The following is a 25373-nucleotide window of genomic DNA, read 5'->3' on the forward strand; positions in this document are numbered from 1 at the left end:
GACATTTCGCCCCGGGAACTCACCAGTCGGCGGGGTGGGATGGGTCGGGCAGACGGCGGTACGTCGCTCAGCCGGTCGCCAGCGACCGGCTGGTCTCGACCCACCCGGCCAGCGCGCGCGCCGCGGCACCGCTGTCGACCGCCTCGGCGGCCCGGCCCATGGCCTCGGTGAGCTGACCGGCCAGCGGGCCGTCGCCTGGCGACACGGCCACCAGGGCTGCGGCCGCGTTGAGCAGCACCGCGTCGCGCACCGGCCCGCCCTCGCCGGCGAGGAACCCCCGGGTCACCTCGGCGTTGAAGGCCGCGTCGCCGCCGCGCAGCGCGTCGAGCGAGGCCCGCTCCAGACCGACGTCCTCCGGGCTGACCCGGTCCTCGGTCACCACGCCGTCGCGCACCACCCAAACCTGCGACTCGGCGCAGGGGGTCAGCTCGTCGAGGCCGTCCTCCCCGCGGAAGACCAGCGCGCTGACGCCCCGGTCGGCGAGCACCTGGGCCATGACCCCGGCCATCCGCGGGTCGGCGACGCCCACCGCCTGAGCGGCGGGCTGGGCCGGGTTGGCCAGCGGGCCGAGGAAGTTGAAGATCGTCGCGACCCCGAGCTCCCGACGGGCGACGGCCGCGTGCCGCAGCGCCGGGTGGAACTGCGGCGCGAAGCAGAACGCGATGCCCGCCTGGTCGACGCACTCGACGACCTGGTCCGGGGCCAGGTCGATGACCACCCCGAGCTCCTCCAGCAAGTCGGCCGAGCCGCATGCCGAGGACGCGGCGCGGTTGCCGTGCTTGACGACGCGGGCACCGCTGCCGGCCACGACCATCGCCGACATGGTGGAGATGTTGACCGTGTGCGCCCGGTCACCGCCGGTGCCGCAGGTGTCGACCGCCGGGCCCGCGACCTGGATCCGCTCGGCCAGCCCGAGCATGGCCGCGGACATGCCGGTGACCTCGTCGGGCGACTCGCCCTTGGCCCGCAGCGCGACCACGAACCCGGCGACCTGCACGGGGGTCGCGTCGCCGAGCATGACCTGCTGCATCGCCCAGGTGGTCTCGGCGGCGGCCAGGTCCTCGCCGCGCAGCAGCCGGGTCAGCAGCGCTGGCCACGACGGCGCGGTCGGACCGCTCGACGGGTCGTCGGGCACGGGTGCCCGCCTAGCCGGTGGTGAGCGCGGCCTGCCGACGGCGCATGAGGTCGGCGACCGTGCGGGAGAGGACGAACGGGTCGAGCGGATGTGGCACCGCGGCCTCGGCGCGCGACCAGGCGGCCAGCCAGCTGTCGTGCGGGCGGCCGGTCAGCACCAGGATGGGCGGGCACTGCCAGATCTCGTCCTTGGCCTGCCGGGCGATGCCCATGCCCCCGGTGGGAGCCGCCTCTCCGTCCAGGATCGCGACGCCGACGCCGCCCTTGTCCAGCGCGGCGATGACGCCCGGGCCGGTGGCGCACTCGAGCCACTCGACCAGCGGCACGTCGGCGGCCGGCCGGCGGCCGATGGCGAGCTTCACCCGCTCCCGGGTGTCGACGTCGTCGCTGTAGAGCAGGACGGTCATCGTCGGCTGCTTCGGGTCGTCGCTCACGGCCCTGATGCTATCGGCGCGGCGCCGGCCGCTCCCAGCCGAGTCACTCCCAGCCGAGGTCGAGGACCTCCACCAGCGACGAGTAGTCGTCGGTCCAGGCCCGCACGTCGGACCTGTTCTCGGCCTCGACCCAGCCGGGCCGGGTCCGCAGCCGCGCGAGGTCGCCCGGCGCCCGGGCCAGCACCACCCAGGTCGAGACCGACGCGGGCGGCGCCGCCCCCAGGTCGCGGCGGACCACGGCGGTCATCCCTAGCCGCTGCGCCTCGGCGGCCAGCACCGGCACCAGGTCGAGGTGGCGGTTGGTCACGTGGAAGGCCAGCAGCCCGTGCGGCCGCAGGACCCGCCGGTACTCCCCCACCGCCTCCTCGGTCAGCAGGTGGACCGGGATCGCGTCGGAGGAGAAGGCGTCGAGCACCACCAGGCCGTACGTCCCCTGGCCGGCCTCCCGCAGCTGCAGCCGGCCGTCCCCCTCGACCACGCGCACCTCGCCCTCGGCGTCGCGCAGGAAGTCGAAGTCGGTGCGCGCGATGTCGACCACCGCGGGGTCGATCTCGTAGAAGTCCATCCGCCGGCCCGGCTCGCCGTAGGCCGCCAGCGTCCCGACCCCCATCCCGACGAACGCCACCCGGTCGAGCAGCGCCGTGCCGTCGTAGGCCGACATGACGTTGCCGATCGGCCCCGACCGCGCGTAGTACGACGTCGGCTGGCCGACCCAGGTGCCGCTTCTGCTGCCACCCGTGGTACGTCGTCCCGTGCGCCAGCAGCCGCCGCTCCGGGGTGTCGATGACCCGGTAGCTGCCGAAGAAGGTCCGCTCCCGTCGCACCGTGGCGTCGTCGACCAGCTCGGTGAAGACGTACGTCGCCAGCAGCAGCACCGACATCACCGCCAGCGGCTCCCGCGCGACCCGCCGGACCAGCCCGCTCCCCGCGACCGCCGGCCCGCCCATGCCCAGCGCCAGCGCAGGCACCATCGCCACGACCATCGGGTACTCCCACGGCCGGTCCAGCAACGCCGGCGCGAGCAACCCGTTGAGCAGGCCGCCGAGCGCGCCGCCCACCGACACGAGCAGGTAGAAGCCGGTCAGGTGCTCCACGTCCGGCCGGGTCGCTGCCAGCCGCCCGTGCGCGGCAAGCCCGGCCAGGGCGAGCAGCAGCAGGTCGAGCAGCACCGACGCCCAGACCGGCGGGTCGATCACCCCGACCAGCGCGAGCATCACCGGGAGCACGAGCGCGGCCGCGAGCAGCGCAGTCGTACGCGGCAGGCGCCGGCTGCTCCGGCCGAAGGCGACGACGAAGGTCGCCAGGTAGATGGCGAGCGGCACCGTCCAGAACAGCGGGATCGCCGCGATGTCGGTCGAGACGTGCGTCGTCACCCCCAGCATCAGGCTCGACGGCACGAAGGCCAGGGCGACCCAGCCGAGTCGGGTGCGCAAGGTGGGCGCAGGCTCGCTGCCTACCGGGGCGGCCGGGTCGGCTGACGACGTACCGGCCGGGTCGGCTGACGACGTACCGGCCGGGACGGTCCCGGGCGCGCCGGTGAGTCCTCCTGCGGACGTACGTCGCGCGGCGGCCCCGGCCGTGACGCCGCACGCCACCACCAGCGCCACGAAGCCGACGTAGGCCCACGACCAGGCCCGGGTCTGCGCGGCCAGACCGACCGTCGGCTCGACGAGGAACGGGTAGCCGAGGAGGCCGACCACGCTGCCCGCGTTGCTGGCGGCGTACAGGAAGTAGGGGTCCTCGGAGCGCCGGTGGCCGGTCCACGAGAACCACCGCTGCAACAGCGGCCCGGTGGTCGCCAGCACGACGAACGGCAGGCCGGCCGCCACCGCGAGCACGCCCAGCAGCCACAGGGCCGGCTCGGCGTCGGGCGGCGGGGCGGCGTCGTCGGGCAGGCCCACCGGCAGCGCGACCAGCGGCAGGACCAGCAGCGCCAGGTGCAGCCAGGGCTGCCGACGGCGGCCCAGCCGGCGGGTCGAGACGTGGACGTAGGAGTAGGCGACGAGCAGCAGCACCTGGAAGAAGAGGGTGCAGGTGTTCCAGACCGTCGGCGAGCCGCCATAGGCCGGCAGGACGAGCTTGGCGAGCATCGGCTCGACGAGGAACAGCAGCGCCGCGCCCAGGAAGGACGCGGCACCGAAGAGGAGCACCACCCGGTCAGCCTGGCCGACCACCCGTGACCCACTGTGCGCCGACACACCGGACACGCCGACGGGCCGGTGTGTCAACGCACAGTTGAGCGGGTGGCCTCGCGTTCGGCATCGAGGCGGTCCAGCCGCCGGTCCTCGCGGACGGCTTCGCGCTCGGAGGCCTGCGACCACTGGACGAACAGCGCGCCCAGCACGAGCAGCGCCACCAGGTCGCCGCTGGCCCAGAGCAGCCCGCCGGCGATCTCCTGGTCGCGCTCGAGCGTGGGTCCCCAGGTGCGGCCGAGCGCGGCGTACCAGTCGCGGGCGATCAGCGTGGACGAGCCCATGATCGTGATGCCCAGGAAGGCGTGGAACGGCATCGTCGCGAACACCGCGACCAGCCGCAGGGGGTAGGGGACCCGGTAGGGCATCGGGTCGACCCCGAGGATCGTCCAGAACCACAGGCAGCCGATGAGCACGAAGTGGACGTGGTTGAGCTCGTGCAGCCACTCGTGGCGCAGGGTGGCCTCGTACCAGCCGGTCAGGTAGAGCACGAACGGGTTGACCACGAAGAGGAACCCGGCCACGACCGGGAAGGTCAGCACCTTGGCCACCCGGCTGTGCAGCACCGACTGCAGCCTCTGCCGGCCCCGGCGGGGCAGCGTGCGCAATGCGAGCGTGATCGGGGCACCCAGCGCCAGGAAGATCGGGACGATCATGCCCAGGACCATGTGCTGGACCATGTGCACCCAGAGCAGCGTGGTGTCGTAGACGGCCAGCCCGGACGTCGTCGCGCCGAGGAACGTCCCCAGACCCAGCCCGACGAACAAGACCGTCCGCCAGCGCGACCAACGGTCCCCGCGGGCCCGCAGGCGGTGCACGCCCCACAGGTAGAGCCCCCCGGCCGCCAGGGCACCGGCCAGCGGCAGCAGGCTCGGCTCCCACTCGGTGAGCAGGCGCGCGGGCGTGAGCGGGAGCGGCTCCTGACGGCTCCCGACGTGCGCCAGCACCGCCCCGGTGAGCGGGGCCATGAGCACTCCGGCGGGCACGATCCGAGCGTACGGCCGGAAAGACCGCACATGATCGGGGGGTCGGGGGTGCCGACCACGCCCTGGGGCAGCAATAATGCGCGACGTGGCGACAGCAGCAGCGCAGCAGGCTCGGTCTCACGTCCCGGCGAGCCGTCCGGACACCACCTCCGTCGGCACGATCGTCTGGCTGAGCTCGGAGCTGATGTTCTTCGCGGCGCTGTTCGCGATGTACTTCACGGTCCGGTCGGTCAGCCCCGAGCTGTGGGAGACCGAGCCGGAGCTGCTCAACATCCCCTTCTCCACCGTCAACACCACCGTCCTGGTGCTGTCGTCGGTCACCTGCCAGCTGGGCGTCTTCGCGGCGGAGAAGGGCGACGTGGTCCGGCTCCGGCTGTGGTTCGTGATCACGTTCCTGATGGGCTCGTTCTTCATCGGCGGCCAGGTCTACGAGTACTCGACGCTGGTCTCGACGGACGGCCTGACCCTGGCGTCCAACCCCTACGGCTCGGTCTTCTACCTGACCACCGGCTTCCACGGCCTGCACGTCACCGGCGGCCTGATCGCCTTCCTGCTCGTCCTCGGCCGCACGTTCAGCGCCAGGCGCTTCTCGCACGGGCAGGCCACCAGCGCGATCGTGGTCTCCTACTACTGGCACTTCGTCGACGTGGTCTGGATCGGCCTCTTCGCGACCATCTACCTGATCAAGTGAGCGAGCACGTGACACGACCTCGACCGGGCGGTCCGGCGGTCCTGCTGGGCGCCCTGTCCCGCCGCCGTCGGCACCGCCTCGCGCCGACCCTCCTGCTGCTGCTGGCCCTGGCGGCGATGGGCGGGGCCTACACGGCCTTCGCGCCCACCCCGCAGGCCGAGGCCTCCAACGGCCTGCCGAGCGGGTCCGTCGACGCCGGCCGGGAGCTGTTCCTCAAGAACTGCTCGAGCTGCCACGGGCTCAACGCCGAGGGCGGCTCGGACGGGCCGAGCCTGGTCGGCGTCGGGGCGGCGTCGGTCGACTTCCAGGTCTCCACCGGCCGGATGCCCGCCGCGCAGCTCGGCGCCCAGGTCGAGGAGAAGCGGTCCCAGTTCACCGCCCAGCAGATCGCCGACCTGGCTGCCTACGTGGCCTCGCTCGGCCCCGGCCCGGCGATCCCGGACGAGTCGGAGCTCGACCTGTCCGACGCCGACCCCGCGCGTGGCGGCGAGATCTACCGCACCAACTGCTCGATGTGCCACAACTACGCGGGGTCAGGCGGGGCGCTCACGGAGGGCAAGTACGCCCCCTCGCTGCGGGGCGTCAATCCCCGGCACATCTACGAGGCCATGCTGACCGGCCCGCAGTCGATGCCGGTGTTCGGCGACCACACGATGACCCCCGAGGACAAGCGCGACATCATCGCCTTCCTCAAGACAACCGAGGACGAGCCGTCCCCCGGCGGCGCCACGCTGGGCAAGCTCGGCCCGGTGACGGAGGGCGGCGTCGGCTGGCTGGTCGGCATCGGCGGCCTGATCGGGTGCGCTGTCTGGCTCGGCGCGAAGGCGCGGTGAGGGGACTATGAGCGACCAGCAGCACTCAGGGCCGAGCGGCGCCCGCACCGAGGCGGATGCCGGCACCGGCACCGCCTCCGGCACCGGCGACCGCATCCAGGCGGAGGGCGTCACCGGTAGTGGTGACGTGCAGGCATCCGGCACCTCCCACGACGCCCTGGTGGGCGACGAGGGCTCCGGCGCGCCCGGGGCCGGGGCCGAAGGCGGTCGCCTGGTCGAGCGAGCCGGCCACGACGGCGAGCTGACCCGGACCTGGAACAACCCGGGGCTTCCGTCGCACGTCTACCGGCGCTCGGACGTCGACCAGAAGGCCGCGCAGCGCCGGGAGCGCGAGGTGGCCACCTTCTTCGGCGTCTCCACGCTGGGCACGCTGCTCTTCATCGTCGCGTACTTCGCGATCAGGCCCGGCGGGGAGGACATCCTCGAAGAGGTCAGCCTGTCGACCAAGCTCCTCGGTCTGGGTCTCGGCCTTGCTCTGTTCTGCATCGGCGCCGGCGCCATCCACTGGGCCAAGACACTGATGCCCGACGACGAGATCGTGCAGGACCGCAAGCCGATGCGCTCCAGCGAGGAGGACCGCGCCGCGGCCGTCGAGGCGATGAAGGAGGGCGCGGCGGGAGCGGGTCTGGGCCGACGGAAGCTGATCCGCAACAGCCTGCTCGGCGCCATGGCTCCGCTGGGGCTGCTCGCGATCATCCCGCTGCGCGACCTCGGGCCGCTGCCCGCCGCCTCGCTCACCGGCACGTGGTGGAAGGCCGGGCGCCGGGTGGTCACCGACCCGACCGGTCGCCCGATCAAGGCTGCTGAGATCCCCATCGGGACGGTCATCCACGTCCAGCCCGAGGGCGTCGAGAATGCCTCCCACCCGATCAACGAGCGGGCCAAGTCCGCCACCCTGGTGATCCGGCTCGAGCCAGACGAGATCCAGGTCCAGAAGCAGCTCGACTGGTCCGTGGACGGCATCGTGGCCTACAGCAAGATCTGCACGCACGTCGGCTGCCCTGTCGGCCTATACGAGCAGCAGACGCACCACCTGCTCTGCCCGTGCCACCAGTCGACCTACGACGTGACGCGGGACTGCGCAGTGATCTTCGGCCCGGCAGCCCGACCCCTGCCCCAGCTGCCGTTGGACGTGGACGAAGAGGGCTACCTGGTCGCGCGTGAGGACTTCCAGGAGCCCGTCGGACCGAGCTACTGGGAGCGAGGGTAGGCATGGCGCTCGAGCAGATCGCCGGCAAGACCGCCAACGAGATCGACGAGCGATTCGGCTCGGCGAACTTCGTCAAGCGCAGCGCGCGCAAGGTCTTCCCGGACCACTGGTCCTTCCTGCTGGGCGAGATCGCCCTGTACAGCTTCATCATCCTGCTGCTGACCGGCACCTTCCTCACGCTCTGGTTCAAGCCGAGCCAGATGGAGGTCATCTACGACGGGTCGTACGTCCCGCTGCGCGGCCTCCCGATGTCCGAGGCCTACGCGTCGACGCTGCACATCTCGTTCGACGTCCGAGGCGGCCTAATCATCCGCCAGATCCACCACTGGGCGGCGCTGATCTTCGTCGCTGCCATGGTCGTGCACATGTGCCGGGTGTTCTTCACCGGTGCCTTCCGCAAGCCCCGTGAGACCAACTGGCTGATCGGGTCCATCCTGATCATGCTCAGCTTCATCGAGGGCCTGGCCGGCTACTCGCTGCCCGACGACCTGCTCTCGGGCACCGGGCTGCGGATCACCGAAGGGGTGCTTCTCTCCCTGCCGGTCGTGGGGACGTACCTCTCGTTCTTCCTCTTCGGCGGCGAGTTCCCCGGCGAGGACATCATCCCGCGGCTCTACATCGCCCACGTGCTGCTGATCCCCGGCATCTTCCTGGCGCTGATCACCGTCCACGTGATGCTGGTCTGGTACCAGAAGCACACGCAGTACCCGTTCCCGGGGCGCACCGAGAAGAATGCGGTGGGCTATCCGTTCTTCCCGGTCTACACGGCCAAGGCCGGTGGCTTCTTCTTCATCACCTTCGGTGTGACGACGCTGCTGTCAGCCTTCGCGTCGATCAACCCGGTCTGGCTCTTCGGGCCCTACAACCCGGGCGAGATCTCGGCCGGCTCCCAACCGGACTGGTACATGGGCTTCCTCGAGGGGTCGCTGCGGCTGTTCCCCAACTGGGAGACCAGCCTGTGGGGCTACACGGTCTCCTGGAACGTCCTCGGCCCGGCGCTGATCATCCCGGGCCTGCTCTTCACACCGATGATCCTCTACCCGTTCATCGAACGCTGGGTGACCGGCGACAACGCCGAGCACCACGTGCTCGACCGGCCGCGCAACGTGCCGACCCGCACCGGGCTCGGCGTGATGGCCCTGGTGACCTGGCTGATGCTGCTGGCCGCCGGCGCCAACGACCTGATCGCGGTCGCGTTCCACATGTCGATCAACACGATCACGTGGGGCTTCCGGGTGCTCATCTTCATCGTGCCGCCGCTGGCCTACGTCGTCACCAAGCGCATCTGCCTCGGCCTGCAGCGTCGTGACCGCGACCTGGTGCTGCACGGCCGGGAGACCGGCCGCATCGTGCGGCTGCCCAACGGCGAGATGATCGAGGTGCACGAGCCCATCCCCGACGCGCGCAAGTGGGAGCTCACCCAGCACCTCGTGCGCCAGCCGGCCGAGATCGGTCCCCTCACCGACGCCAACGGGGTTCCGCGCCGCAGGATCCTGGCGGCCAAGGTGCGCGCCAAGGTGTCGAAGTTCTACTTCGAGGACCGGGTCGAGCCGCCGACGCCCGCTGACGTGCACGAGCTCGAGAGCCGCGGGCAGCACTGAGCCAGTCCCACAGCCAGTCCCGATCCGACCCGAGCGGCGGTCCCGCGCGGCTCTGCCTGGTCACCGGTGCCTCCGGCTACATCGGCGGGCGACTGGTGCCCGAGCTCCTCGCGGCCGGCTACCGGGTCCGGGTGATGGCCCGGCAGCCGCAGAGCCTGCGGGACCGGCCGTGGGCCGGTGACGTGGAGATGGTGCGCGCGGACGCCTCCGACGCCCAGTCGCTGGTCGCCGCCCTCGACGCGGTCGACGTCGCGTACTACCTGATCCACGCCCTCGGCACCCGGGGCTTCGAGCGGACCGACCGCGAGAACGCCCGGCGCTTCGGCGACGCCGCCCGGGCCGCCTCGGTCGGTCGGCTGGTCTACCTCGGCGGGCTGGCCCCCGAGGGCGAGGAGCTCTCCGCGCACCTGCGCTCCCGACTGGAGGTCGGCGAGACCCTCCTGGCGTCGGGCGTGCCCACCGCGGTGCTGCGGGCCGCGGTCATCATCGGGTCCGGCTCGGCGTCCTTCGAGATGCTGCGCTACCTCACCGAGCGCCTGCCGGCGATGATCACGCCGCGCTGGGTCGACACCCGGATCCAGCCGATCGCCATCCGCGACGTGCTGCGCTACCTGGTCGGTGCCGCTGCGCTCCCCGCGGAGGTGAGCCGCTCGTTCGACATCGGCGGGCCGGACGTCCTCACCTACCGCCAGATGATGCACCGGTACGCCGCCGTCGCCGGTCTGTCCCGGCGCATCATCGTGCCGGTGCCGGTGCTGACCCCCACCCTGTCCTCGCACTGGGTCGGGCTGATCACGCCGGTGCCCTCGACGATCGCGAAGCCGCTGGTCGACTCCCTGCGCAACGAGGTGATCGCGCACGAGCACGAGATCGCTCGCCACGTGCCCGACCCGCCGGAGGGGCTGCTCGGCTTCGACCGGGCCGTCGAGCTGGCCCTGCAGCGCATCAAGGACGCCGAGGTGGTCACCCGGTGGTCGTCCGCCTCGGTGCCCGGCGCCCCGAGTGACCCGCTGCCAACCGACCCGGACTGGGCCGGCGGCTCGCTCTACGAGGACGTCCGGCGGCGCGAGGTGCAGGCCTCCCCCGGGTCGCTGTGGCGGGTCCTCGAAGGCATCGGCGGCGACCGCGGGTGGTACTCCTTCCCGCTCGCCTGGAGGGTCCGCGGCCTTGCCGACCGGCTGGTGGGTGGCGTGGGGCTGCGCCGCGGCCGCCGCGACGCCGAGCGGGTCTACGTCGGCGAGACGATCGACTTCTGGCGGGTCGAGGAACGCGACGAGGGCCGGCTGCTGCGGCTGCGCGCCGAGATGCGGCTGCCCGGCCTGGCCTGGCTGGAGCTCGGCATCCAGGGCGACACGTCGCAGGGCTCGTCGCAGGATGCCGGCCAGGGCTCCTCGACGACGTACGTCCAGAGGGCCCTCTTCCATCCCCGCGGGCTGCTCGGGCACCTGTACTGGTGGACGGTGGCGCCCTTCCACGGAGTGGTGTTCGGCGGGATGGCCCGCAACATCGCCCGCGCCGCCGAGCAGCTCGAACGCGGCAAGCCGGTCACCACCATCCCGTCCTGACTCGGGGGTCAGCCGAGCGTGCTGGGCGGCGCCGTCGCCTCGAGCGCCCGGCCCATCTCGGCGTCGAGCAGGTCCGCCGCCTTCTTCCACGGCGTCACCGGGTAGGCCCGCTCGTAGAGGTGCGTCACCGACGGCACCAGCGTGCTGATGTCGACGTACTGGGCGACCTCCTCGCTGCTCTCGCAGTCGGCCTGCCAGTAGCCGCGCCAGCTGACCCGCAGCCGCATCGACGGTCCCCGTCCCGGCACCTGGCGCACCACTCGCTCGACGCGCCAACCGTCCGCGCTGACCATCGTCATCTGGGCTCCATGCCTCGGGGTGCCCACCGTACGGCACCGGCAGGGACCACCGCGGCGGCCGCTCGTCGTGCGGGCACCGGCCCGGCCGGCCGCAGCCCGAGTCGCCCACCAAGGCTTGCTTGGCGCGGTCGACGGGCAGCCAGACGGGGCCAGGCTCAGGCGGGGTGTCGGATGGCGCGGCGGCCCTGCTTGAGGCGCTCCTTGGCCTCCAGCTGGTCGACGATGGGCGGCGGGTAGCCCAGCGCCTGGAACTGCTCCTCGGGCAGCAGCCACGGCTCGTGCACGTAGCCGTCGTCGACGGCGGCCAGCTCCTCGACGTAGCGCCGGACGTAGGAGCCGGCCGGGTCGTGCCGGCGCGCCTGCAGGGTGACGTTGTAGGTGCGGTTGAAGCGGCTGTCGGTGCCGGTGCCGGCGACCCACTGCCAGTTCATCGTGTTGTTGGCGACGTCGGCGTCGAGCAGCAGGTCGACGAAGTGCTGCGCCCCCTCCCGCCAGTCGATGTAGAGCGTCTTGGTGAGGAAGTGCCCGGTGATGAGCCGGGCCCGGTTGTGCATCCAGCCCTCACGGGCCAGCTGGCGCATCCCGGCGTCGACGATCGGGTAGCCCGTGCGCCCCTCCTTCCAGGCGGTCAGCTCCTCGCCGCCGGAGTGCCACCGGTCACCTCGGGGCCGGTAGTCCTCGCGCGTCGCGTCCGGCCGCGCGGCCAGCACCTGGTGGTGGAAGTCGCGCCAGGCCACCTGCCGCACGAAGGACGCCGCGGCGCTCGACCGCTGCTCCCTCGCCTTCCGCACCAGCTCGACCGGCGAGACGCACCCGAAGTGCAGGTAGGGCGAGAGCCGGGACGTGTTGTCGTTGCCCAGGGCGTCGTGGTCGTCGTCGTAGGCGGCGATGCCGTCGCGCAGCCAGCAGTCCATGCGCTCGCGGCCGGCCGTCTCGCCCCCGGCCATCAGGTCCGGCGACCGCTCACCACCGGCGATGTCGGCCGGCCCGGGCAGGTCGCCACGGGCCATCCGCGGCATCGTCAGGTGGCGCGGCGTCGGCTCCAGCGCGCGCAGCGGCGTCTTCGCCCACTTGCGGAAGTACGGCGTGAACACCGACATGTGGTCCTTGCCCGCCGTCGCCACCTCGCCGGGCGGCACGACCAGCAGCGCGTCGTCGTGGACGACGAGCTCGACGTCGTCGGGGAGCCGCGCGGCCAGGTCGTCGAGCCGCCTGCGGGCGTACGCCGTCACATCGGCCGCGACGTGCACCTGCCGCGCGCCGGTCTCCTGGGCCAGCCCCGCCACCTCGAGCGCCCAGCGACCCCGCCGCACGACGAGCCCGGCGCCCCGCTCGCGCAGCGAGGAGTCCAGGTCGGCCAGCGACTCGGCCAGGAAGTGCGCGCGGTTGGCCCGGTTGTAGGCCGAGCGCAGGATCGCCGTGTCGAGGACGAAGAGCGGCACGACCTGGTCCGCGCTGCCGGCGGCCCGGCCCAGGACGGGGCTGTCGTGGACCCGCAGGTCACGGGTCAGGACGGCGATCGAGGTCGTCGGCACGTCGGTCTTCCTGCCCCCCTGCGGAGGCGGATGCACGCGGTGCCGCCGGTGAGGTCCGGCTCGGTCGGTCAGCCCTGCAGGGCGCTGGCCTCGAGCCACTCCGACCACGAGACGTTCCAGTCGGTGTAGCCGTTGCCGGGCTCCAGCTGGCGCGGCGAGCCGACGACCTTGACCACGTCGCCGACCGTGCTCTGGTTGTACAGCCAGATGGCGTTGGACGGGGCCATGCCGACGCAGCCGTGGCTGACGTTGACGCTGCCCTGGGAGCCGACCGACCACGGGGCGGAGTGGACGAACTCTCCGCTCCAGGTGACGCGCATCGCGTAGGGCACCTCGAGGCGGTAGTACTCCGGGTCACCCGGCTGGATGCCGATGGTCGCGGCGTCCATGATCTTGAGCGTGTGCTTCTCGAGGATGACCTTGGTGCCGTTGCGGGTGAGGAAGCCGGCCTTGCCGGTGGTCACCGGGATGACCCGCGCCTTCACGCCGTTGCGGTAGACGGTCAGGGTGTGCGCGTCGACGTCGATCACGCTCACCATTGAGGAGCCGGTGCTGAACCGCACCGTGCGGTTCTCCATGCCCCACACGCCGCGCCCGGCGTCGACGCCGCGCAGGTGCACGTCGACCTTGATCTTGTCGTACGCCGGCCAGAACTCCTTGGGCCGGTAGTGGACCTCTTCGTTGCTGACCCAGCTCCAGGCGCCCTCGATCGGCTTGCTCGAGGTGACCTGCAGGGCCTCCTCGACGGCTGCCCGGTTCCGGACCTTCTCGGAGAACCGCACGATGATCGGCATGCCGACGCCGACGTTCTGCCCGTCGAGGGGCGAGATGGAGGTCTCGAGCACCTTGCGTGGGGTCACGGTGGCGAAGAAGCCGGAGCGCTCGGTGACCCGGCCGTCGGCGTCGACCGCGGAGGCGGTCAGCCGGTAGTGCCGGGAGACCTTGAGCGGGTCGCTGGAGGTCCAGGTGAGCTGGTCAGCCGAGGTCTCGCCCTCGATCGTGCGGCCCTTGTCGTCGGTCAGGACGACCTCGGTGATGGTGCCGTCGGTGGCCGTGACGGTGACCGGCTCGCCGGGGGCGATGTCGCTCGAGGCGGACTCGGGGGTGAAGGCGAGGGCGGCCTTGGGCGCCGGCGGGGCCTCGTTGGCCGACTCGACGGCGGCCTGGGCCGGCGACGGGTTGGTGCCGGAGGTGGTGCAGCCCGAGACGAGCAGCATCGCGGCGGCGGCCGTCACGGCGGCGCCGACCAGCGTCCTGCGGTTGTTCATGCCTGCCCCGCCCCGGTCCCCGAGCACACGTACCCTCCTGAGCGCGCTCCGCGGTGGAGACAACGCCCCAGCAGTGTCCCTCGTCCCCCGGGCGATCGTCCACTTGACGCCCGGCCGGCCGGATAACGAATCGGCATTCCCCCAGGTCAGGCCCGAGCTCGGCCCGACTGACGGGCGGTCAGGCGGCCGGCTCGCCGCGGTAGTACTCGAACACGAGGCCGATCACGGCCAGAACGCCGGCGCCGGCCCCGATGATGAACAGCCACCAGCCGACCGCCACGCCGAGGAACGAGATGGCGGCGGCACCCCCCACCGCCAGTGGCCACCAGCTGTGCGGGCTGTAGAAGCCCAGCTCGCCGGCCCCGTCCACGATCTCGGCGGTCTTGGAGTCCTCGGGCCGCGGGTCGATGCGGCGCGCGGTGAAGAGCAGGTAGTAGCCGACCAGGAAGGCCAGGCCGGCGGTGAACGCCAGGGCCACCGTGCCGACCGGCTCCTCGGAGAGCAGCCCGTAGATCACCGCGGCGATCGCGAAGAAGAAGAAGCCGGCCGCGAAGAGCCAGCCCTCGACCTTCATTCGCGGCCTCCGACGAGTCGCGAGCGCAGCGAGTGAGCCGGTGGGGTGTGCTTCATGCCCGGCCTCCCGGTCCGCCCTCGAGATCGGGCTCACCGAGCACCTGGTCGAGGAAGTTCTTGTCCGGCGTGGGCTGGTCCATCGCCGCGACGTGCGGGTAGTGCAGGTCGAACGCCGGAGACTCGGACCGGATCCGCGGCAGCTCGACGAAGTTGTGCCGCGGCGGCGGGCAGGAGGTGGCCCACTCGAGCGACCGGCCGTAGCCCCACGGGTCGTCGGTGGTGACCTTCGGGCCGTGGGAGCTGCGCCAGACGTTGAGCAGGAAGGGCAGCGTCGACGCGCCGAGCAGGAACGACCCGATCGTCGAGAACATGTTCATGCCGGTGAAACCGTCGCTCGCGAGGTAGTCGACGTAGCGACGCGGCATGCCGGCCACGCCCAGCCAGTGCTGGATCAGGAACGTCATGTGGAAGCCGATGAACAGAGTCCAGAAGTGGATCTTGCCGAGCCGCTCGTCGAGCATCCGGCCGGTCATCTTGGGCCACCAGAAGTAGAACCCGGCGTTCATCGCGAAGACGACCGTGCCGAACACCACGTAGTGGAAGTGGGCCACGACGAAGTAGGTGTCGTTGACGTGGAAGTCCAGCGGCGGCGAGGCCAGGATCATGCCGGTCAGGCCGCCGAAGAGGAAGGTCACGAGGAAGCCGATGGACCACAGCATCGGTGTCTCGAAGGTCAGCGACCCTCGCCACATGGTGCCGATCCAGTTGAAGAACTTCACGCCGGTCGGCACGGCGATCAGGAACGTCATGAAGGAGAAGAACGGCAGGAGCACGGCCCCGGTCGGGAACATGTGGTGCGCCCACACCGTGACCGAGAGGCCGGCGATCGCGATGGTCGCGAAGACCAGGCCCTTGTAGCCGAAGATCGGCTTGCGGCTGAAGACCGGCAGCACCTCGGACACGATGCCGAAGAACGGCAGCGCGATGATGTAGACCTCGGGGTGGCCGAAGAACCAGAACAGGTGCTGCCAAAGGATCGGCCCGCCGTTGGCCGGGTCGAAGATGTGCGCACCGAATTTTCGGTCGGCCTCGAGCGCGAGCAGCGCGGCCGCCAGGACCGGGAAGGCCATCAGCACCAGGACGCTGGTGAGCAGGATGTTCCAGGTGAAGATCGGCATCCGGAACATCGTCATGCCCGGTGCGCGCATGCAGAAGATGGTGGTGATGAAGTTGACGGCCCCGAGAATCGTGCCGAAGCCAGCGAGCGCGAGGCCCATGATCCACAGGTCGCTGCCCAGGCCCGGCGAGAAGAGCTCGGAGTTGAGCGGGGCGTAGGCGTACCAGCCGAACGACGCGGCACCGCTAGGGGTGAGGAACCCGGCCGACGCGATCAGCCCGCCGAACAGGAAGAACCAGTACGACACCATGTTCAGCCGCGGGAAGGCCACGTCGGGCGAGCCGATCTGCAGCGGCATGATGACGTTGGCGAAGCCGACGAACAGTGGCGTCGCGAAGAGCAGCAGCATGATCGTGCCGTGCATGGTGAACAGCTGGTTGTACTGCTCGCCGGTGAAGAACTGGTTGCCCGGTCTGGCCAGCTCGGCCCGCATCATCATGGCCATCAGGCCGCCGATGAGGAAGAACACGAACGACGTGATCAGGTAGAGGTGGCCGATCGTCTTGTGGTCGGTGCTGGTGATCCACTTGACCACGGTGCTGCCCTTGCGGGCCGGCCGGATGACACCGGTGCCCGGACGGGGCTGGGCGGTGAGGGTCACTGGGCGCTCCCGGCGTCGTTGCGTTCCTTGAGCTCGGCGATCCGCTGGTCGTACTCGTCGGGCGAGACCACGTCGACGTTGAACAGCATCCGCGCGTGGTCCTGCCCGCACAGCTCGGCGCACTTGCCCGCGAACGTGCCGATCTTGGTCGGCACCAGCTGGAAGGTGTTGGGCTGGCCGGGGATGACGTCCATCTTGAACAGGAACGCCGGCACCCAGAACGAGTGGATGACGTCGTCGGACAGCAGGCGGAACTGGACGCTCTCGCCCTCCGGAAGCACCAGGGTGGGCGGCTTGCCGGGGGTGCCGGTCGTCTGCGCCCCGCCGTCGGAGGTGTAGGTGAACTGCCACGACCACTGGATGCCGGTGACGGTGATCCGGTGGTCGGGGTTGGCTGACGTCTCGAGGATGCGGTCCTCGTCACGAGCGGTGAAGAAGAAGAACACCGCCACCGCGATGAACGGCACCACGGTGTAGAGCACCTCGACCGGAAGGTTGTAGCGGGTCTGCGCCGGCAGACCGGTCTCGCCGCGCTTGCGCCGGAAGGCGATCACCGGCCACAGGATCAGCCCCCACGTCAAGGCGCCCACGGCCCAGGCCGCGACCCACGACCCCTGCCACAGCGAGAGGATCGTGGGCGCGTGGTTGGTGGCGTCACGGGCGGGCATCGCGAAGGTCGGCAGCTCCTCCGAGGAGCAGGCCGTGAGGGTGAGCAGGGCGAGGCCGCTGAGAGCGACGACCCTGCCGGTCGACCGCCGGCGCAGCCGGGGTCCCGTGGTGCCGGACGGACGCAACGTTTCGCCTCTCCCGCATGTCGAGCCGGGGCAGGGGACCCGGCGGCCTGGTCGCGTCAGCACCCTACTCCAGACGACCTTGGTGATCGCGGCAAGGTGGGGTGTTCCGCGCGGGCTACCGTCGGGCCCGTGGGCCACTTCGACGCCGCCTCCGGCGAGCGGCTGCACCCGGCGGCCCGGGACGCCTGGCTGGCCGCCGCGGACCAGGGCTGGGCCGACCCGGCGCGGCTCTACCGGGAGGCCCGGCGGGCCCGGCTTCTGCTCGACACCGCACGCGAGTCGGTGGCCGCCCGGATCGGTGCCCGGCCGGACGAGACGTCCTTCACCGCCTCGGGCACCCAGGCCGTCCACCTCGGCCTGCTGGGCCTGGTCGCGGGTGCCCGCGGGCACCCGCCGCGGGTGGTGGTCGGGGCCGTCGAGCACTCGGCGGTCCTGCACGCCGCGGCGCACGCGCGCCGCCGGTCGGGTGCCGAGATTGCCGAGGTCCCGGTGGACCGGACCGGTCTGGTGGACCTGACGGCGTACGCCGACAGGAGCTCGGCCACGGACCGCCCGGTGGTCGCCGCCCTGCAGTCGGCGAACCACGAGGTCGGCACCGTGCAGCCGGTCGCCGAGGCCGCGGAGCTCCTGCGCGGCGCTCCCCTGCTGGTGGACGCGGCCCAGACCGTGGGGCGGGCCGCGGTGCCTGCCGGCTGGGGGGTGCTGGCCGCGTCGGCGCACAAGTGGGGCGGGCCGGCCGGTGTCGGGGTGCTCGCCGTGCGCAAGGGCGTGCGGTGGCGGGCGCCCTTGCCCGAGGACGAGCGGGAGGCGGGCCGGGTCGCCGGCTTCGAGAACGTGCCGGCCGTCGTCGCCGCGGCGGCCGCCCTCGAGGCGGTGTGCGCGGAGGAGGCGACCGAGGGGCCGAGGCTGTCGGCGCTGGTCGACCGCCTGCGCGCCGAGGTGCCGCGGCTGGTGCCGGACACCCAGGTCGTCGGCCACCCGACGACGAGGCTGCCGCACCTGATGACGTTCTCCCTGCTCTACGTCGACGGCGAGGCCGTCGTCACCGAGCTCGACCGCGAGGGGTTCGCTGTCAGCTCGGGGTCGTCGTGCACCGCGAGCACCCTGCAGCCGAGCCACGTGCTGGTTGCGATGGGGGTGCTGACCCACGGCAACGTGCGGGTCTCGCTCGGCCGCGGCACGACGGAGGCCGACGTCGACCGGTTCCTCGCGGTGCTGCCGGGGCTGGTCGGGCGGCTGCGGGCGCAGAGCGGGGCGACCGGGCTGTGACCGGCGATGAGCGGCCGATGACGGGCCAGGCAAGCGGGTCGCCGACCGGTGGGGGCGGCGTGAGGTACGACCTGACGATCGACGCCCGGGGCATGCGGTGCCCGACGCCGGTGATCGAGCTGGCGAGGCGGATCGGCGAGGTGCCGGTCGGCGGGGTGGTGGCGGTGCTCGCCGACGACGAGGCGGCGCGCCACGACGTACCTGCATGGTGTGAGATGCGCGGGCAGGAGTACGTGGGCGAGCCGGTCCCCGAGACCTACGTCGTCCGCCGCCTCACCGAGACGACCCGCTGACGGCGAACGGGTCTGGCAGCTCGAGCGCGCGGCCCAGCAGCGCGAGGTAGTCCGAGCGCGGCACCTCGACAGTGCCCAGGCTGACCAGGTGCTCGGTCGCCCACTGGACGTCGAGCAGCCGGTCGGCACCGTCACCTGCGGCGAGCAGCAGCTCGACCAGCCCGACGAGGGCGACCTTGGACGCGTCGCGGTCCTGGCGCAGCGGCCCGTGGAACATCGACTCGCCGGCGAAGAGACCACCGACCGACACCCCGTAGAGACCGCCGGACAGCCGCTCGGTGCCGTCGGGCGCGACCGACCAGGCCTCGACGCTGTGCGCCCAGCCGAGCTCGTGCAGCCGCAGGTAGGCCGCCTTGACGTCACGCCGGATCCAGCCGCCGTCCCGCGACGGGTCGGCGCACGCGGTGATGACGGTGTCGAACGCGGTGTCGACCCGCAGCTCGAAGCGCCGCACCGATTGCCGAAGCGACCTGCTGACCCGCAGCCCGGCCAACGGCAGCACGCCACGCGGGTCCGGCGACCACCAGCCGACCGAGCTGGTCAGCCGGGTGCGCCGGAGCCCGGTCACCGGCATCGGGAAGGCGCCGGCGCGGTAGGCAGCGAGCACGGTCGCCGGCTCGAGGTCGGCGCCGATGCCCAGGAAGTCGTCAGCCTCGGTCGCGCCCGACAGGTCGAACTGCCAGCGCGACGGCCCGGGGTCGACCGGCGTCACCGGCGGGTCAGGGACGCGGGCAGCGCAGGTGCGGCTCGACGTCGGTCACCGCGTCCGGGCCGTACGCCGCGCCGAGCCGGTCGAGGAAGCGGGCCTGGCCGAGCTCGTACTCCTGGGTGCCGACGGTCTCGATGACGTAGGTGGCCAGCAGGCTGCCCACCTGGGAGGCCCGGACGTGGTCGAGCCCCCACGCGATCGCCGCCAGGAAGCCGGCCCGGAACGCGTCACCGACCCCGGTCGGGTCGGCCTTGCGCTCCTCGGGCGCGCACTCGACCTGGATCGAGGGTTCGCCCTTGCGGTCGACCCGGACGCCCTTCGGTCCGAGCGTCGTGACCCGGGTGCCGACCCGCTCGAGGATCTCCTCCCAGCTCCACCCGGTCTTCTGCTCGGTGAGCGCGGCCTCGTACTCGTTGGTGAAGAGGTAGGTCGCGCCGTCGATCAGCTGCCGGATGCCCGTGCCGTCCATCCACGCGATCTGCTGGCTGGGGTCGGCGAGAAACGGGTAGCCGCGCTGCCGGCACTCCTCCGTGTGGCGCAGCATCGCCTCGGGGTCGTTGGCGCTGATGACGACCAGGTCGAGGCCGCCGACCCGCTCCGCGATCGGGGTCAGCTCGATCTCGCGCGCCTCCTGCATGGCGCCGGCGTAGAACGACGCGATCTGCGCGTGGTCGCTGTCGGTGGTGCAGACGAACCGCGCGGTGTGACGCAGCTCGCTGACGTGGACGGACCCGGTGTCGACCCGGTGGCGCTGCAGCCAGGACCGGTAGTCGGCGAAGTCCTGGCCCACCGCGCCGACGAGGATCGGGTCGAGGCCGAGGCAGCCCAGCCCGAAGGCGATGTTGGCGGCGATGCCCCCTCGGCGCACCTCGAGGTCGTCGACGAGGAACGACAGCGAGATCTTGTCGAGCTGGTCGACCACGAGGGACTCGCTGAAGCGGCCCTCGAAGTTCATCAGGTGGTCGGTGGCGATCGATCCGGTGACGGCGATGCGCATCGGAGGGGGTTCTCCCGTCGGAGGGTCGGCGTGCGACGCGAGAAGACTACCGGCCGGTAAGCGTTCCGCTGCGCTCCTGTGGTGCCTACCGTGGCGGCATGACGGCACTGGACGCGCGCCCACAGGTGGCTGCGCAAACCGGGGTGCCGTTGCCGTGCGGGCCGCTGGACGGCCTGGTCGCCGACGCGCACGAGGTCGCCACGGCGATGGCCGCGCTCTCCCACGGGCCGACCGTCCGGATCCCGGTGCAGGCCCTGCGCCTGGTGAGCGACCTCGGGTCGTACGGCGACTGACGGACCCGCCGGCACTGCTGACGCCGACCGCGGCGACACCGGAACCAGCGCGCCCGGCCCGACGTCCCACCTGGCGTGAGCCCTTCCTCGCGCCGACTCCTGCCCGCCCTGGTGGCCGCCGTCGTGCTGGTGGTCGTGCTAGCGATGATCGGCCTGGCCGGCCGGGACAACGACGTCGACACCGGCTCGGCAGGGGCGGGCGGCGGGTCGTCGGACGACCGCTCGGGGCAGGGCGGGATGGCACCGCCTTCGGCGGGGAGCAGCGTGCCGGGCACCTCGCCGGGCAGATCGCCGGGCAGCTCGCCGGGCAGCGACGCCAACGCCGCGGCCGAGGACCCGATGTCCCGCTTCACCGACGTCCGCGCCGGAGAGGGCGACCGGTCCGTCGAGGTGACGTTCTACGGGGGCGTCGACACCTGTTACGGCTATGTCGTCCGGGCCGACGAGACGGTACAGCAGGTGGCGCTGAGCCTGGCCGAGGAGCGCAAGGGGGACGGGCCGTGCATCGACCTGGCCCAGGAGTACGAGCGGTCGGTGCCCCTGGACGGCCCGCTCGGTGACCGCCGGGTCGTCGACGCCGCCACCGGCGACGTCCTGCTCGAGCCCGACGGCGGGTAGCTCACCGGACCGTGCCGAAGGGGCGGCCCACCGGTAGGTGGTCCGCCCCTTCGGGCACGTCAGTGGCTGCGCGCGTCAGTGGAACGAGTCGCCGCAGGCGCAGGACCCGCCGGCGTTGGGATTGTCGATCGTGAAGCCCTGCTTCTCGATGGTGTCGACGAAGTCGATCGTCGCGCCGCCGAGGTAGGGCGCGCTCATCCGGTCGACGACGACGCCGACGCCGCCGAAGTCCTTGAGGACGTCGCCGTCGAGTGCGCGCTCGTCGAAGAAGAGCTGGTAGCGCAGGCCGCTGCAGCCACCCGGCTGCACGGCGACGCGGAGGCGGAGGTCGTCGCGGCCCTCCTGGTCGAGCAGGTTCTTGACCTTCACCGCGGCGGCGTCGGTCAGGAGGACGCCCTGCTCGGTGGTCTGGTCCTGAACGGTCATGGACGGGCTCCCAAGAGACGGACGGGGCGGGGACAGCTGGTCGTCAGGGCGAACTTCCTCGCCCCGTGGGGTGTTCCCCTCCATGGTGACACAGCGCCCCTCCATCGGCAGGCAGCCCCGACCGCCCCACGCTTCCCGGTCGGGGTCACGGGGTCGCTCAGCGTGACCAGGTGCGCGCCACCCGCGCGGCGAGCGCCGCCAGGGCCTCCTCCGGCGTGTGAGCAGCGTCACCCGGCTCGTCGGGCGCCGGGCCGTCCTCGACGGCGTACGCCGCGTCGATCCCGGCCGCCGACAGCTCGCGGCGGCCGACCTCGACCCGCCGGGCCAGGACGACCGTGGGCCGCCCGGCCCGCTGCGCCGCCCGGGCGACCGCGACGACCACCCGGCCGCGCAGCGCCTCCCAGTCGAAGAGCGCCTGCCCGGTCATCGCGAGGTCGGCCTCGCGGACCCGGTCGTCCAGCTCCAGGAGGTCGGCGACCAGGGCGGTGCCGTTGACCCGCTCGGCACCGAGCAGCAGCAGCCCGAACCCGATGCCGCCGCCGGCGCCGGCCCCCGGCCGGACCGCCAGCCCCCCGTCGGTGGCGGTGGCCCACTCGCGCAGCGTGGTCTCGAGCGCCTCCCGGGTCGGGCGGTCGGCCCCCTTGCCGCCGGCGAACCCGTGCGCCGCGCCGGAGTGGCCCATCAGCGGCGCATCAGTCGCGGTCGCCGCGACCAGCTCGACCCGGCCCACCAGCGCCCTGGCCGCGTCGAGCCCGTCGAGGGCGTCGACCAGGCCGCGCCCGCCGTCGGTGGTGGCCGTGCCGCCGACACCGACGACGACGCGGGCGGCACCGGTGCCGACCGCCGCGGCCAGCAGCTCACCCAGTCCCTCGGTCGACGACCCGGCCGGGTCGCGCTCGGCCGCCGCCACCAGGTGCAGCCCGACCGCCTCCGCGGCCTCCACGTAGGCCGTCCCGTCGACCACCAGCAGCCGGGCCGGGACCGGTTCGCCGAGCGGCCCGTGCACCGTCACCACCGCGAGCTCCCCGCCGAGGACCGGGTGCAGCACGTCGAGGAATCCCGGGCCGCCGTCGGAGAGCGGCAGCCGGTCCACGACGTCGTACGGCGCACTCCTCGCCCATCCCTCGGCCAGCGCCTCGGCCGCCTCGGCCGCGGTCAGCGACCGGGCGCCGTCGTCCGGCTGCTCGGACCGGTCGAACCGGTCGGGAGCCACCAGCACGCGCATGCCCGGATCATGTCCCATCCGAGCGACCGCCGGAGGCCAGGCGCACGACCGCCACTCGGAGATCGTTTGCGACGGTCGGGCCCCCGACACGCCGCCGGCACGCGTGTCGGACCGGGCGTACGTCGCAAACGATCTGGGGGGCGGGCGGGCCGGTCGGCTGGCTAGGCAGCCGGGTCGGCGAGCAGGTCGAGCACGTGCTCGGCGATCGCCATGCTGGAGGTCGCACCCGGTGACGGCGCGTTGCGCAGCAGGGCCACCGGGCCGACCCGCTGCACGACGAAGTCGTCGACCAGCGCGCCGTCCCGCGCGACGGCCTGGGCCCGCACCCCGGACCTGGCCGGCACCAGGTCGTGGGCCGTGAGCCCCGGCAGGTAGCGGGCCGCCGCGGCCGCGAACCGCCGCCGCGAGAGCGACCCGGCCAGTTCGCGGGCACCGGTCCGCCAGTGCCGCGCGGCGAGCCGGCGGGTGCCGGGCCAGGACAGCACCTCGCGCAGGTCACGCAGGTCCACGTCGCGCCACCGGTATCCGTCGCGGGCCAGCGCCAGCACGGCGTTGGGCCCGACCAGCACCTCGTCGTCGACGGTGCGGGTCAGGTGGATGCCGAGGAAGGGGTAGCGCGGGTCCGGCACCGGGTAGACGAGGCCGCGCACCCGGTCGCGCGCGTCCGGCCCCAGCCGGTGGTACTCGCCGCGGAAGGGCACGATCCGCACGTCGGCCCGTACGTCGCGCAGGACGCCCACCAGGGCGGCCACCTGGTCGCTGCGCACGCCGGCGCAGGCGACCAGCCGGTCGACCACGAGCGGGGCCCCGCGGGGTCCGCCGGTCACGACGTGCACCCGGTCACCCGTCGGCCGCACCGCCGTGACCGGGGCGCCGAGCCGCACCTCTCCCCCGGCCGCCCGCACGTCGTCGGCGAGGGCACGGCACACCGCGACGTAGTCGACGACGGCGGTGCGCGGCGAGTGCAGGGCGGCGACCCCGGCGACCGAGGGCTCGACTTCGGTCAGGCCGCGCCGGTCGAGCCGGGCGAGACCCGGCACCCCGTTGCGCCGCGACCGCTCCTCGATCCGGTCGAGTCCGGCCACCTCGTCGGGGGTCGCGGCGACGACGACCTTGCCGAGCTCGCGGTAGGCGACGCCGTGCTCGGCGCAGTAGTCGCGCAGCAGCCCCATGCCGCGCCGGCACAGCGTGGCCTTCAGCGACCCCGGCTCGTAGTAGAGGCCGGCGTGCACCACACCGCTGTTGTGCCCGGACTGGCCGGCGCCGAGGTGGTCGGCCGCCTCGAGCACGGTGACGGTCGAGCCGGGCTCGCGGCGCAGCACCTCGCGGGCGACGGCGAGCCCGAGGATGCCCCCGCCGACGACCGCCGTCGCGCGGCCGCGCATACCCGCCGTCGTCACCCGGTCATCGTGGCAGGGAGGAGTAGCCGCGCGCGTGAAAGAATCGTCCGGTGACCGTCACCGACCTCCCCGAGGGCGTCGAGCCCTCGCCGCTCATGCGGCTGCTCATCGGGCGCAACGAGCCTGACCTGCGCACCGAGCGCGGAGTCGAGTGTCCCGGTGACCTGCCGTCGCCGAGCGACCCCGACCTCGTCGGGCGGGCGCGGGCGGCGAAGGCGGCGCTGGGCGACCAGGTCTTCGTGCTCGGGCACCACTACCAGCGCGACGAGGTCATCCAGTTCGCCGACGTGACCGGCGACTCGTTCAAGCTGGCGCAGCAGGCGGCGGCGCGGCCCGAGTCGCACTACGTCGTGTTCTGCGGCGTGCACTTCATGGCCGAGTCGGCCGACATCCTGACCGCCGCCGACCAGCAGGTCGTGCTGCCCGACCTCGCGGCCGGCTGCTCGATGGCCGACATGGCCGCGGCCAGCCAGGTCGAGGACTGCTGGGACGCGCTGGTCGCCGCCGGTGTCGCCGACGGCGTGGTGCCGGTGTCCTACATGAACTCCTCGGCCGACATCAAGGCCTTCACCGGGCGCCACGGCGGCACGATCTGCACGTCGTCCAACGCCAAGGCGTCGCTCGAGTGGGCGTTCGGCAAGGGCGAGAAGGTGCTGTTTCTCCCCGACCAGCACCTCGGCCGCAACACCGCGGTCCTGCAGCTCGGCATGTCGACCGACGACTGCGTGCTCTGGGACCCGCACAAGCCGCAGGGCGGGCTCACCACCCAGCAGCTGCGCGACGCCCGGATGATCCTGTGGCGCGGGCACTGCTCGGTGCACGGGCGGTTCAGCCTCGACTCGGTGCACGAGGTGCGCGAGCGGATCCCGGGCGTCAACGTGCTCGTGCACCCCGAGTGCAAGCACGAGGTCGTGACGGCTGCCGACCACGTCGGGTCGACCGAGGTCATCATCCAGACCCTGGAGGCCGCGCCCGCCGGGTCGGCGTGGGCGCTGGGCACCGAGCTCAACCTGGTCAAGCGGCTGGCCGCCCGGCACACCGACAAGCAGGTCGTCTTCCTGGACCGCACCGTGTGCTTCTGCTCGACGATGAACCGCATCGACCTGCCGCACCTGGTGTGGTCGCTCGAGTCGCTCGTCGAGGGGCGCGTGGTCAACCGGATCCGTGTCGACGACGACACCGCCCACTGGGCCAAGGTCGCGCTGGAGCAGATGCTCGCGCTGCCGAGCAGCAAGGCGCGCAAGGACTGA

Annotated in this window: 26 protein-coding genes and 1 pseudogene; 12 read left to right on the forward strand and 15 right to left on the reverse strand. The window is 72.6% G+C overall.

Annotated features, from left to right (window positions below; translation table 11 throughout):
- Positions 1–67: 67 nt before the first annotated feature.
- From trpD to VK640_06410, 3 genes are all read right to left on the reverse strand, one after another.
- Positions 68–1135, reverse strand: a complete 1068-nt coding sequence (gene trpD / locus VK640_06400) for an anthranilate phosphoribosyltransferase (GenBank protein ID HTE72813.1) — start codon at positions 1133–1135, stop codon at positions 68–70.
- Positions 1136–1145: 10 nt separating this feature from the next.
- Complete coding sequence (locus tag VK640_06405; protein ID HTE72814.1) at positions 1146–1541, reverse strand: hypothetical protein; 396 nt, start codon at positions 1539–1541, stop codon at positions 1146–1148.
- 70 nt (positions 1542–1611) lie between these two features.
- Complete coding sequence (locus VK640_06410) at positions 1612–2229, reverse strand: fused MFS/spermidine synthase (GenBank protein HTE72815.1); 618 nt, start codon at positions 2227–2229, stop codon at positions 1612–1614.
- 164 nt (positions 2230–2393) lie between these two features.
- Between VK640_06410 and VK640_06415 the strand changes: the two genes are divergently transcribed.
- From VK640_06415 to VK640_06425, 3 genes are all read left to right on the forward strand, one after another.
- A complete protein-coding gene (locus VK640_06415) occupies positions 2394–2642 on the forward strand; it encodes a hypothetical protein (GenBank protein HTE72816.1) in 249 nt (82 codons plus the stop codon).
- Positions 2643–2876: 234 nt separating this feature from the next.
- The gene (locus VK640_06420; GenBank protein HTE72817.1) at positions 2877–3188 is read left to right on the forward strand and encodes a hypothetical protein; all 312 of its coding nucleotides are present in this window, start codon (positions 2877–2879) and stop codon (positions 3186–3188) included.
- A 131-nt stretch (positions 3189–3319) separates the two neighbouring features.
- Positions 3320–3748, forward strand: coding sequence for a hypothetical protein (locus VK640_06425; protein ID HTE72818.1), 429 nt, complete (start codon positions 3320–3322; stop codon positions 3746–3748).
- 44 nt (positions 3749–3792) lie between these two features.
- On the opposite strand, the gene VK640_06430 is transcribed toward VK640_06425, so the two are convergent.
- Positions 3793–4746, reverse strand: a complete 954-nt coding sequence (locus VK640_06430; protein ID HTE72819.1) for a cytochrome c oxidase assembly protein — start codon at positions 4744–4746, stop codon at positions 3793–3795.
- Between the two features lie 76 nt (positions 4747–4822).
- Between VK640_06430 and VK640_06435 the strand changes: the two genes are divergently transcribed.
- From VK640_06435 to VK640_06455, 5 genes are read left to right on the forward strand one after another with little or no spacing between them, the layout of a single operon-like run.
- Positions 4823–5437: a heme-copper oxidase subunit III gene (locus VK640_06435; GenBank protein HTE72820.1), complete on the forward strand. Its 615-nt coding sequence runs from the start codon at positions 4823–4825 to the stop codon at positions 5435–5437.
- Positions 5438–5481: 44 nt separating this feature from the next.
- Entirely contained in the window at positions 5482–6270 is a 789-nt protein-coding gene (locus VK640_06440; GenBank protein ID HTE72821.1) for a cytochrome c, read from the forward strand.
- A 7-nt stretch (positions 6271–6277) separates the two neighbouring features.
- Entirely contained in the window at positions 6278–7480 is a 1203-nt protein-coding gene (locus tag VK640_06445) for a Rieske 2Fe-2S domain-containing protein (GenBank protein ID HTE72822.1), read from the forward strand.
- A gap of 2 nt (positions 7481–7482) precedes the next feature.
- On the forward strand, positions 7483–9081 hold the full coding sequence (locus VK640_06450) for a ubiquinol-cytochrome c reductase cytochrome b subunit (GenBank protein HTE72823.1): 1599 nt from the start codon (positions 7483–7485) through the stop codon (positions 9079–9081).
- Entirely contained in the window at positions 9078–10646 is a 1569-nt protein-coding gene (locus VK640_06455; GenBank protein HTE72824.1) for an SDR family oxidoreductase, read from the forward strand. Before VK640_06450 ends, VK640_06455 begins: the two co-directional genes overlap by 4 nt.
- A gap of 8 nt (positions 10647–10654) precedes the next feature.
- Here the strand turns inward: VK640_06455 and VK640_06460 are convergent, their stop codons facing one another.
- The 6 genes from VK640_06460 to coxB form a co-directional block, all read right to left on the reverse strand.
- Positions 10655–10945, reverse strand: a complete 291-nt coding sequence (locus VK640_06460) for a hypothetical protein (protein HTE72825.1) — start codon at positions 10943–10945, stop codon at positions 10655–10657.
- A gap of 155 nt (positions 10946–11100) precedes the next feature.
- Positions 11101–12480: a deoxyribodipyrimidine photo-lyase gene (locus VK640_06465; protein HTE72826.1), complete on the reverse strand. Its 1380-nt coding sequence runs from the start codon at positions 12478–12480 to the stop codon at positions 11101–11103.
- Between the two features lie 68 nt (positions 12481–12548).
- Positions 12549–13748: an Ig-like domain-containing protein gene (locus tag VK640_06470; GenBank protein HTE72827.1), complete on the reverse strand. Its 1200-nt coding sequence runs from the start codon at positions 13746–13748 to the stop codon at positions 12549–12551.
- Between the two features lie 178 nt (positions 13749–13926).
- A complete protein-coding gene (locus VK640_06475; GenBank protein HTE72828.1) occupies positions 13927–14322 on the reverse strand; it encodes a cytochrome c oxidase subunit 4 in 396 nt (131 codons plus the stop codon).
- A gap of 52 nt (positions 14323–14374) precedes the next feature.
- Positions 14375–16099, reverse strand: coding sequence for a cytochrome c oxidase subunit I (gene ctaD, locus VK640_06480; protein HTE72829.1), 1725 nt, complete (start codon positions 16097–16099; stop codon positions 14375–14377).
- Positions 16096–16893 carry a cytochrome c oxidase subunit II gene (gene coxB / locus VK640_06485; GenBank protein ID HTE72830.1) on the reverse strand — a complete coding sequence of 266 codons (798 nt, stop codon included), beginning with the start codon at positions 16891–16893 and terminating at the stop codon, positions 16096–16098. The genes ctaD and coxB overlap by 4 nt, the downstream gene beginning before the upstream one ends.
- 129 nt (positions 16894–17022) lie before the next feature.
- On the opposite strand from coxB, the pseudogene VK640_06490 reads away from it, so the two are divergent.
- A pseudogene (locus VK640_06490) lies at positions 17023–18455 on the forward strand (aminotransferase class V-fold PLP-dependent enzyme).
- On the opposite strand, the gene aat reads toward VK640_06490, so the two are convergent.
- Together aat and VK640_06500 are read right to left on the reverse strand one after the other, a co-directional pair.
- A complete protein-coding gene (gene aat, locus VK640_06495; protein ID HTE72831.1) occupies positions 18436–19167 on the reverse strand; it encodes a leucyl/phenylalanyl-tRNA--protein transferase in 732 nt (243 codons plus the stop codon). The pseudogene VK640_06490 and the gene aat overlap by 20 nt on opposite strands.
- Positions 19168–19174: 7 nt before the next feature.
- Positions 19175–20161, reverse strand: a complete 987-nt coding sequence (locus VK640_06500) for a carbohydrate kinase family protein (protein HTE72832.1) — start codon at positions 20159–20161, stop codon at positions 19175–19177.
- 98 nt (positions 20162–20259) lie between these two features.
- On the opposite strand from VK640_06500, the gene VK640_06505 reads away from it, so the two are divergent.
- The gene (locus VK640_06505) at positions 20260–20454 is read left to right on the forward strand and encodes a hypothetical protein (protein HTE72833.1); all 195 of its coding nucleotides are present in this window, start codon (positions 20260–20262) and stop codon (positions 20452–20454) included.
- A gap of 75 nt (positions 20455–20529) precedes the next feature.
- Positions 20530–21072, forward strand: a complete 543-nt coding sequence (locus tag VK640_06510; GenBank protein ID HTE72834.1) for a hypothetical protein — start codon at positions 20530–20532, stop codon at positions 21070–21072.
- 75 nt (positions 21073–21147) lie between these two features.
- Here the strand turns inward: VK640_06510 and VK640_06515 are convergent, their stop codons facing one another.
- The 3 genes from VK640_06515 to lhgO all read right to left on the reverse strand — a co-directional run bounded on the left by VK640_06515 (position 21148) and on the right by lhgO (position 24108).
- On the reverse strand, positions 21148–21498 hold the full coding sequence (locus VK640_06515; GenBank protein ID HTE72835.1) for an iron-sulfur cluster assembly accessory protein: 351 nt from the start codon (positions 21496–21498) through the stop codon (positions 21148–21150).
- Between the two features lie 157 nt (positions 21499–21655).
- Complete coding sequence (locus VK640_06520; protein HTE72836.1) at positions 21656–22723, reverse strand: glycerate kinase; 1068 nt, start codon at positions 22721–22723, stop codon at positions 21656–21658.
- A 161-nt stretch (positions 22724–22884) separates the two neighbouring features.
- On the reverse strand, positions 22885–24108 hold the full coding sequence (gene lhgO, locus VK640_06525; protein ID HTE72837.1) for an L-2-hydroxyglutarate oxidase: 1224 nt from the start codon (positions 24106–24108) through the stop codon (positions 22885–22887).
- Between the two features lie 65 nt (positions 24109–24173).
- Here lhgO and nadA point away from each other — a divergent pair, with 65 nt between their 5' ends.
- Positions 24174–25373: a quinolinate synthase NadA gene (gene nadA, locus VK640_06530; protein ID HTE72838.1), complete on the forward strand. Its 1200-nt coding sequence runs from the start codon at positions 24174–24176 to the stop codon at positions 25371–25373.

This window comes from Actinomycetes bacterium, assembly GCA_035489715.1.
Classification (GTDB): Bacteria; Actinomycetota; Actinomycetes; order JACCUZ01; family JACCUZ01; genus DATHAP01.

What these genes read in the sequence shown, in the direction of transcription:
- VK640_06405 (HTE72814.1), bottom strand. Translation starts at nt 1,541, where the DNA reads ATGACCGTCCTGCTCTACAGCGACGACGTCGACACCCGGGAGCGGGTG.
- VK640_06410 (HTE72815.1), bottom strand. Translation starts at nt 2,229, where the DNA reads ATGTCGGCCTACGACGGCACGGCGCTGCTCGACCGGGTGGCGTTCGTC.
- VK640_06420 (HTE72817.1), top strand. Translation starts at nt 2,877, where the DNA reads ATGGCGAGCGGCACCGTCCAGAACAGCGGGATCGCCGCGATGTCGGTC.
- VK640_06435 (HTE72820.1), top strand. Translation starts at nt 4,823, where the DNA reads ATGCGCGACGTGGCGACAGCAGCAGCGCAGCAGGCTCGGTCTCACGTC.
- VK640_06445 (HTE72822.1), top strand. Translation starts at nt 6,278, where the DNA reads ATGAGCGACCAGCAGCACTCAGGGCCGAGCGGCGCCCGCACCGAGGCG.
- VK640_06450 (HTE72823.1), top strand. Translation starts at nt 7,483, where the DNA reads ATGGCGCTCGAGCAGATCGCCGGCAAGACCGCCAACGAGATCGACGAG.
- VK640_06460 (HTE72825.1), bottom strand. Translation starts at nt 10,945, where the DNA reads ATGACGATGGTCAGCGCGGACGGTTGGCGCGTCGAGCGAGTGGTGCGC.
- VK640_06470 (HTE72827.1), bottom strand. Translation starts at nt 13,748, where the DNA reads ATGAACAACCGCAGGACGCTGGTCGGCGCCGCCGTGACGGCCGCCGCC.
- VK640_06475 (HTE72828.1), bottom strand. Translation starts at nt 14,322, where the DNA reads ATGAAGGTCGAGGGCTGGCTCTTCGCGGCCGGCTTCTTCTTCTTCGCG.
- VK640_06500 (HTE72832.1), bottom strand. Translation starts at nt 20,161, where the DNA reads ATGCGCATCGCCGTCACCGGATCGATCGCCACCGACCACCTGATGAAC.
- VK640_06505 (HTE72833.1), top strand. Translation starts at nt 20,260, where the DNA reads ATGACGGCACTGGACGCGCGCCCACAGGTGGCTGCGCAAACCGGGGTG.
- VK640_06515 (HTE72835.1), bottom strand. Translation starts at nt 21,498, where the DNA reads ATGACCGTTCAGGACCAGACCACCGAGCAGGGCGTCCTCCTGACCGAC.
- VK640_06520 (HTE72836.1), bottom strand. Translation starts at nt 22,723, where the DNA reads ATGCGCGTGCTGGTGGCTCCCGACCGGTTCGACCGGTCCGAGCAGCCG.
- lhgO (HTE72837.1), bottom strand. Translation starts at nt 24,108, where the DNA reads ATGCGCGGCCGCGCGACGGCGGTCGTCGGCGGGGGCATCCTCGGGCTC.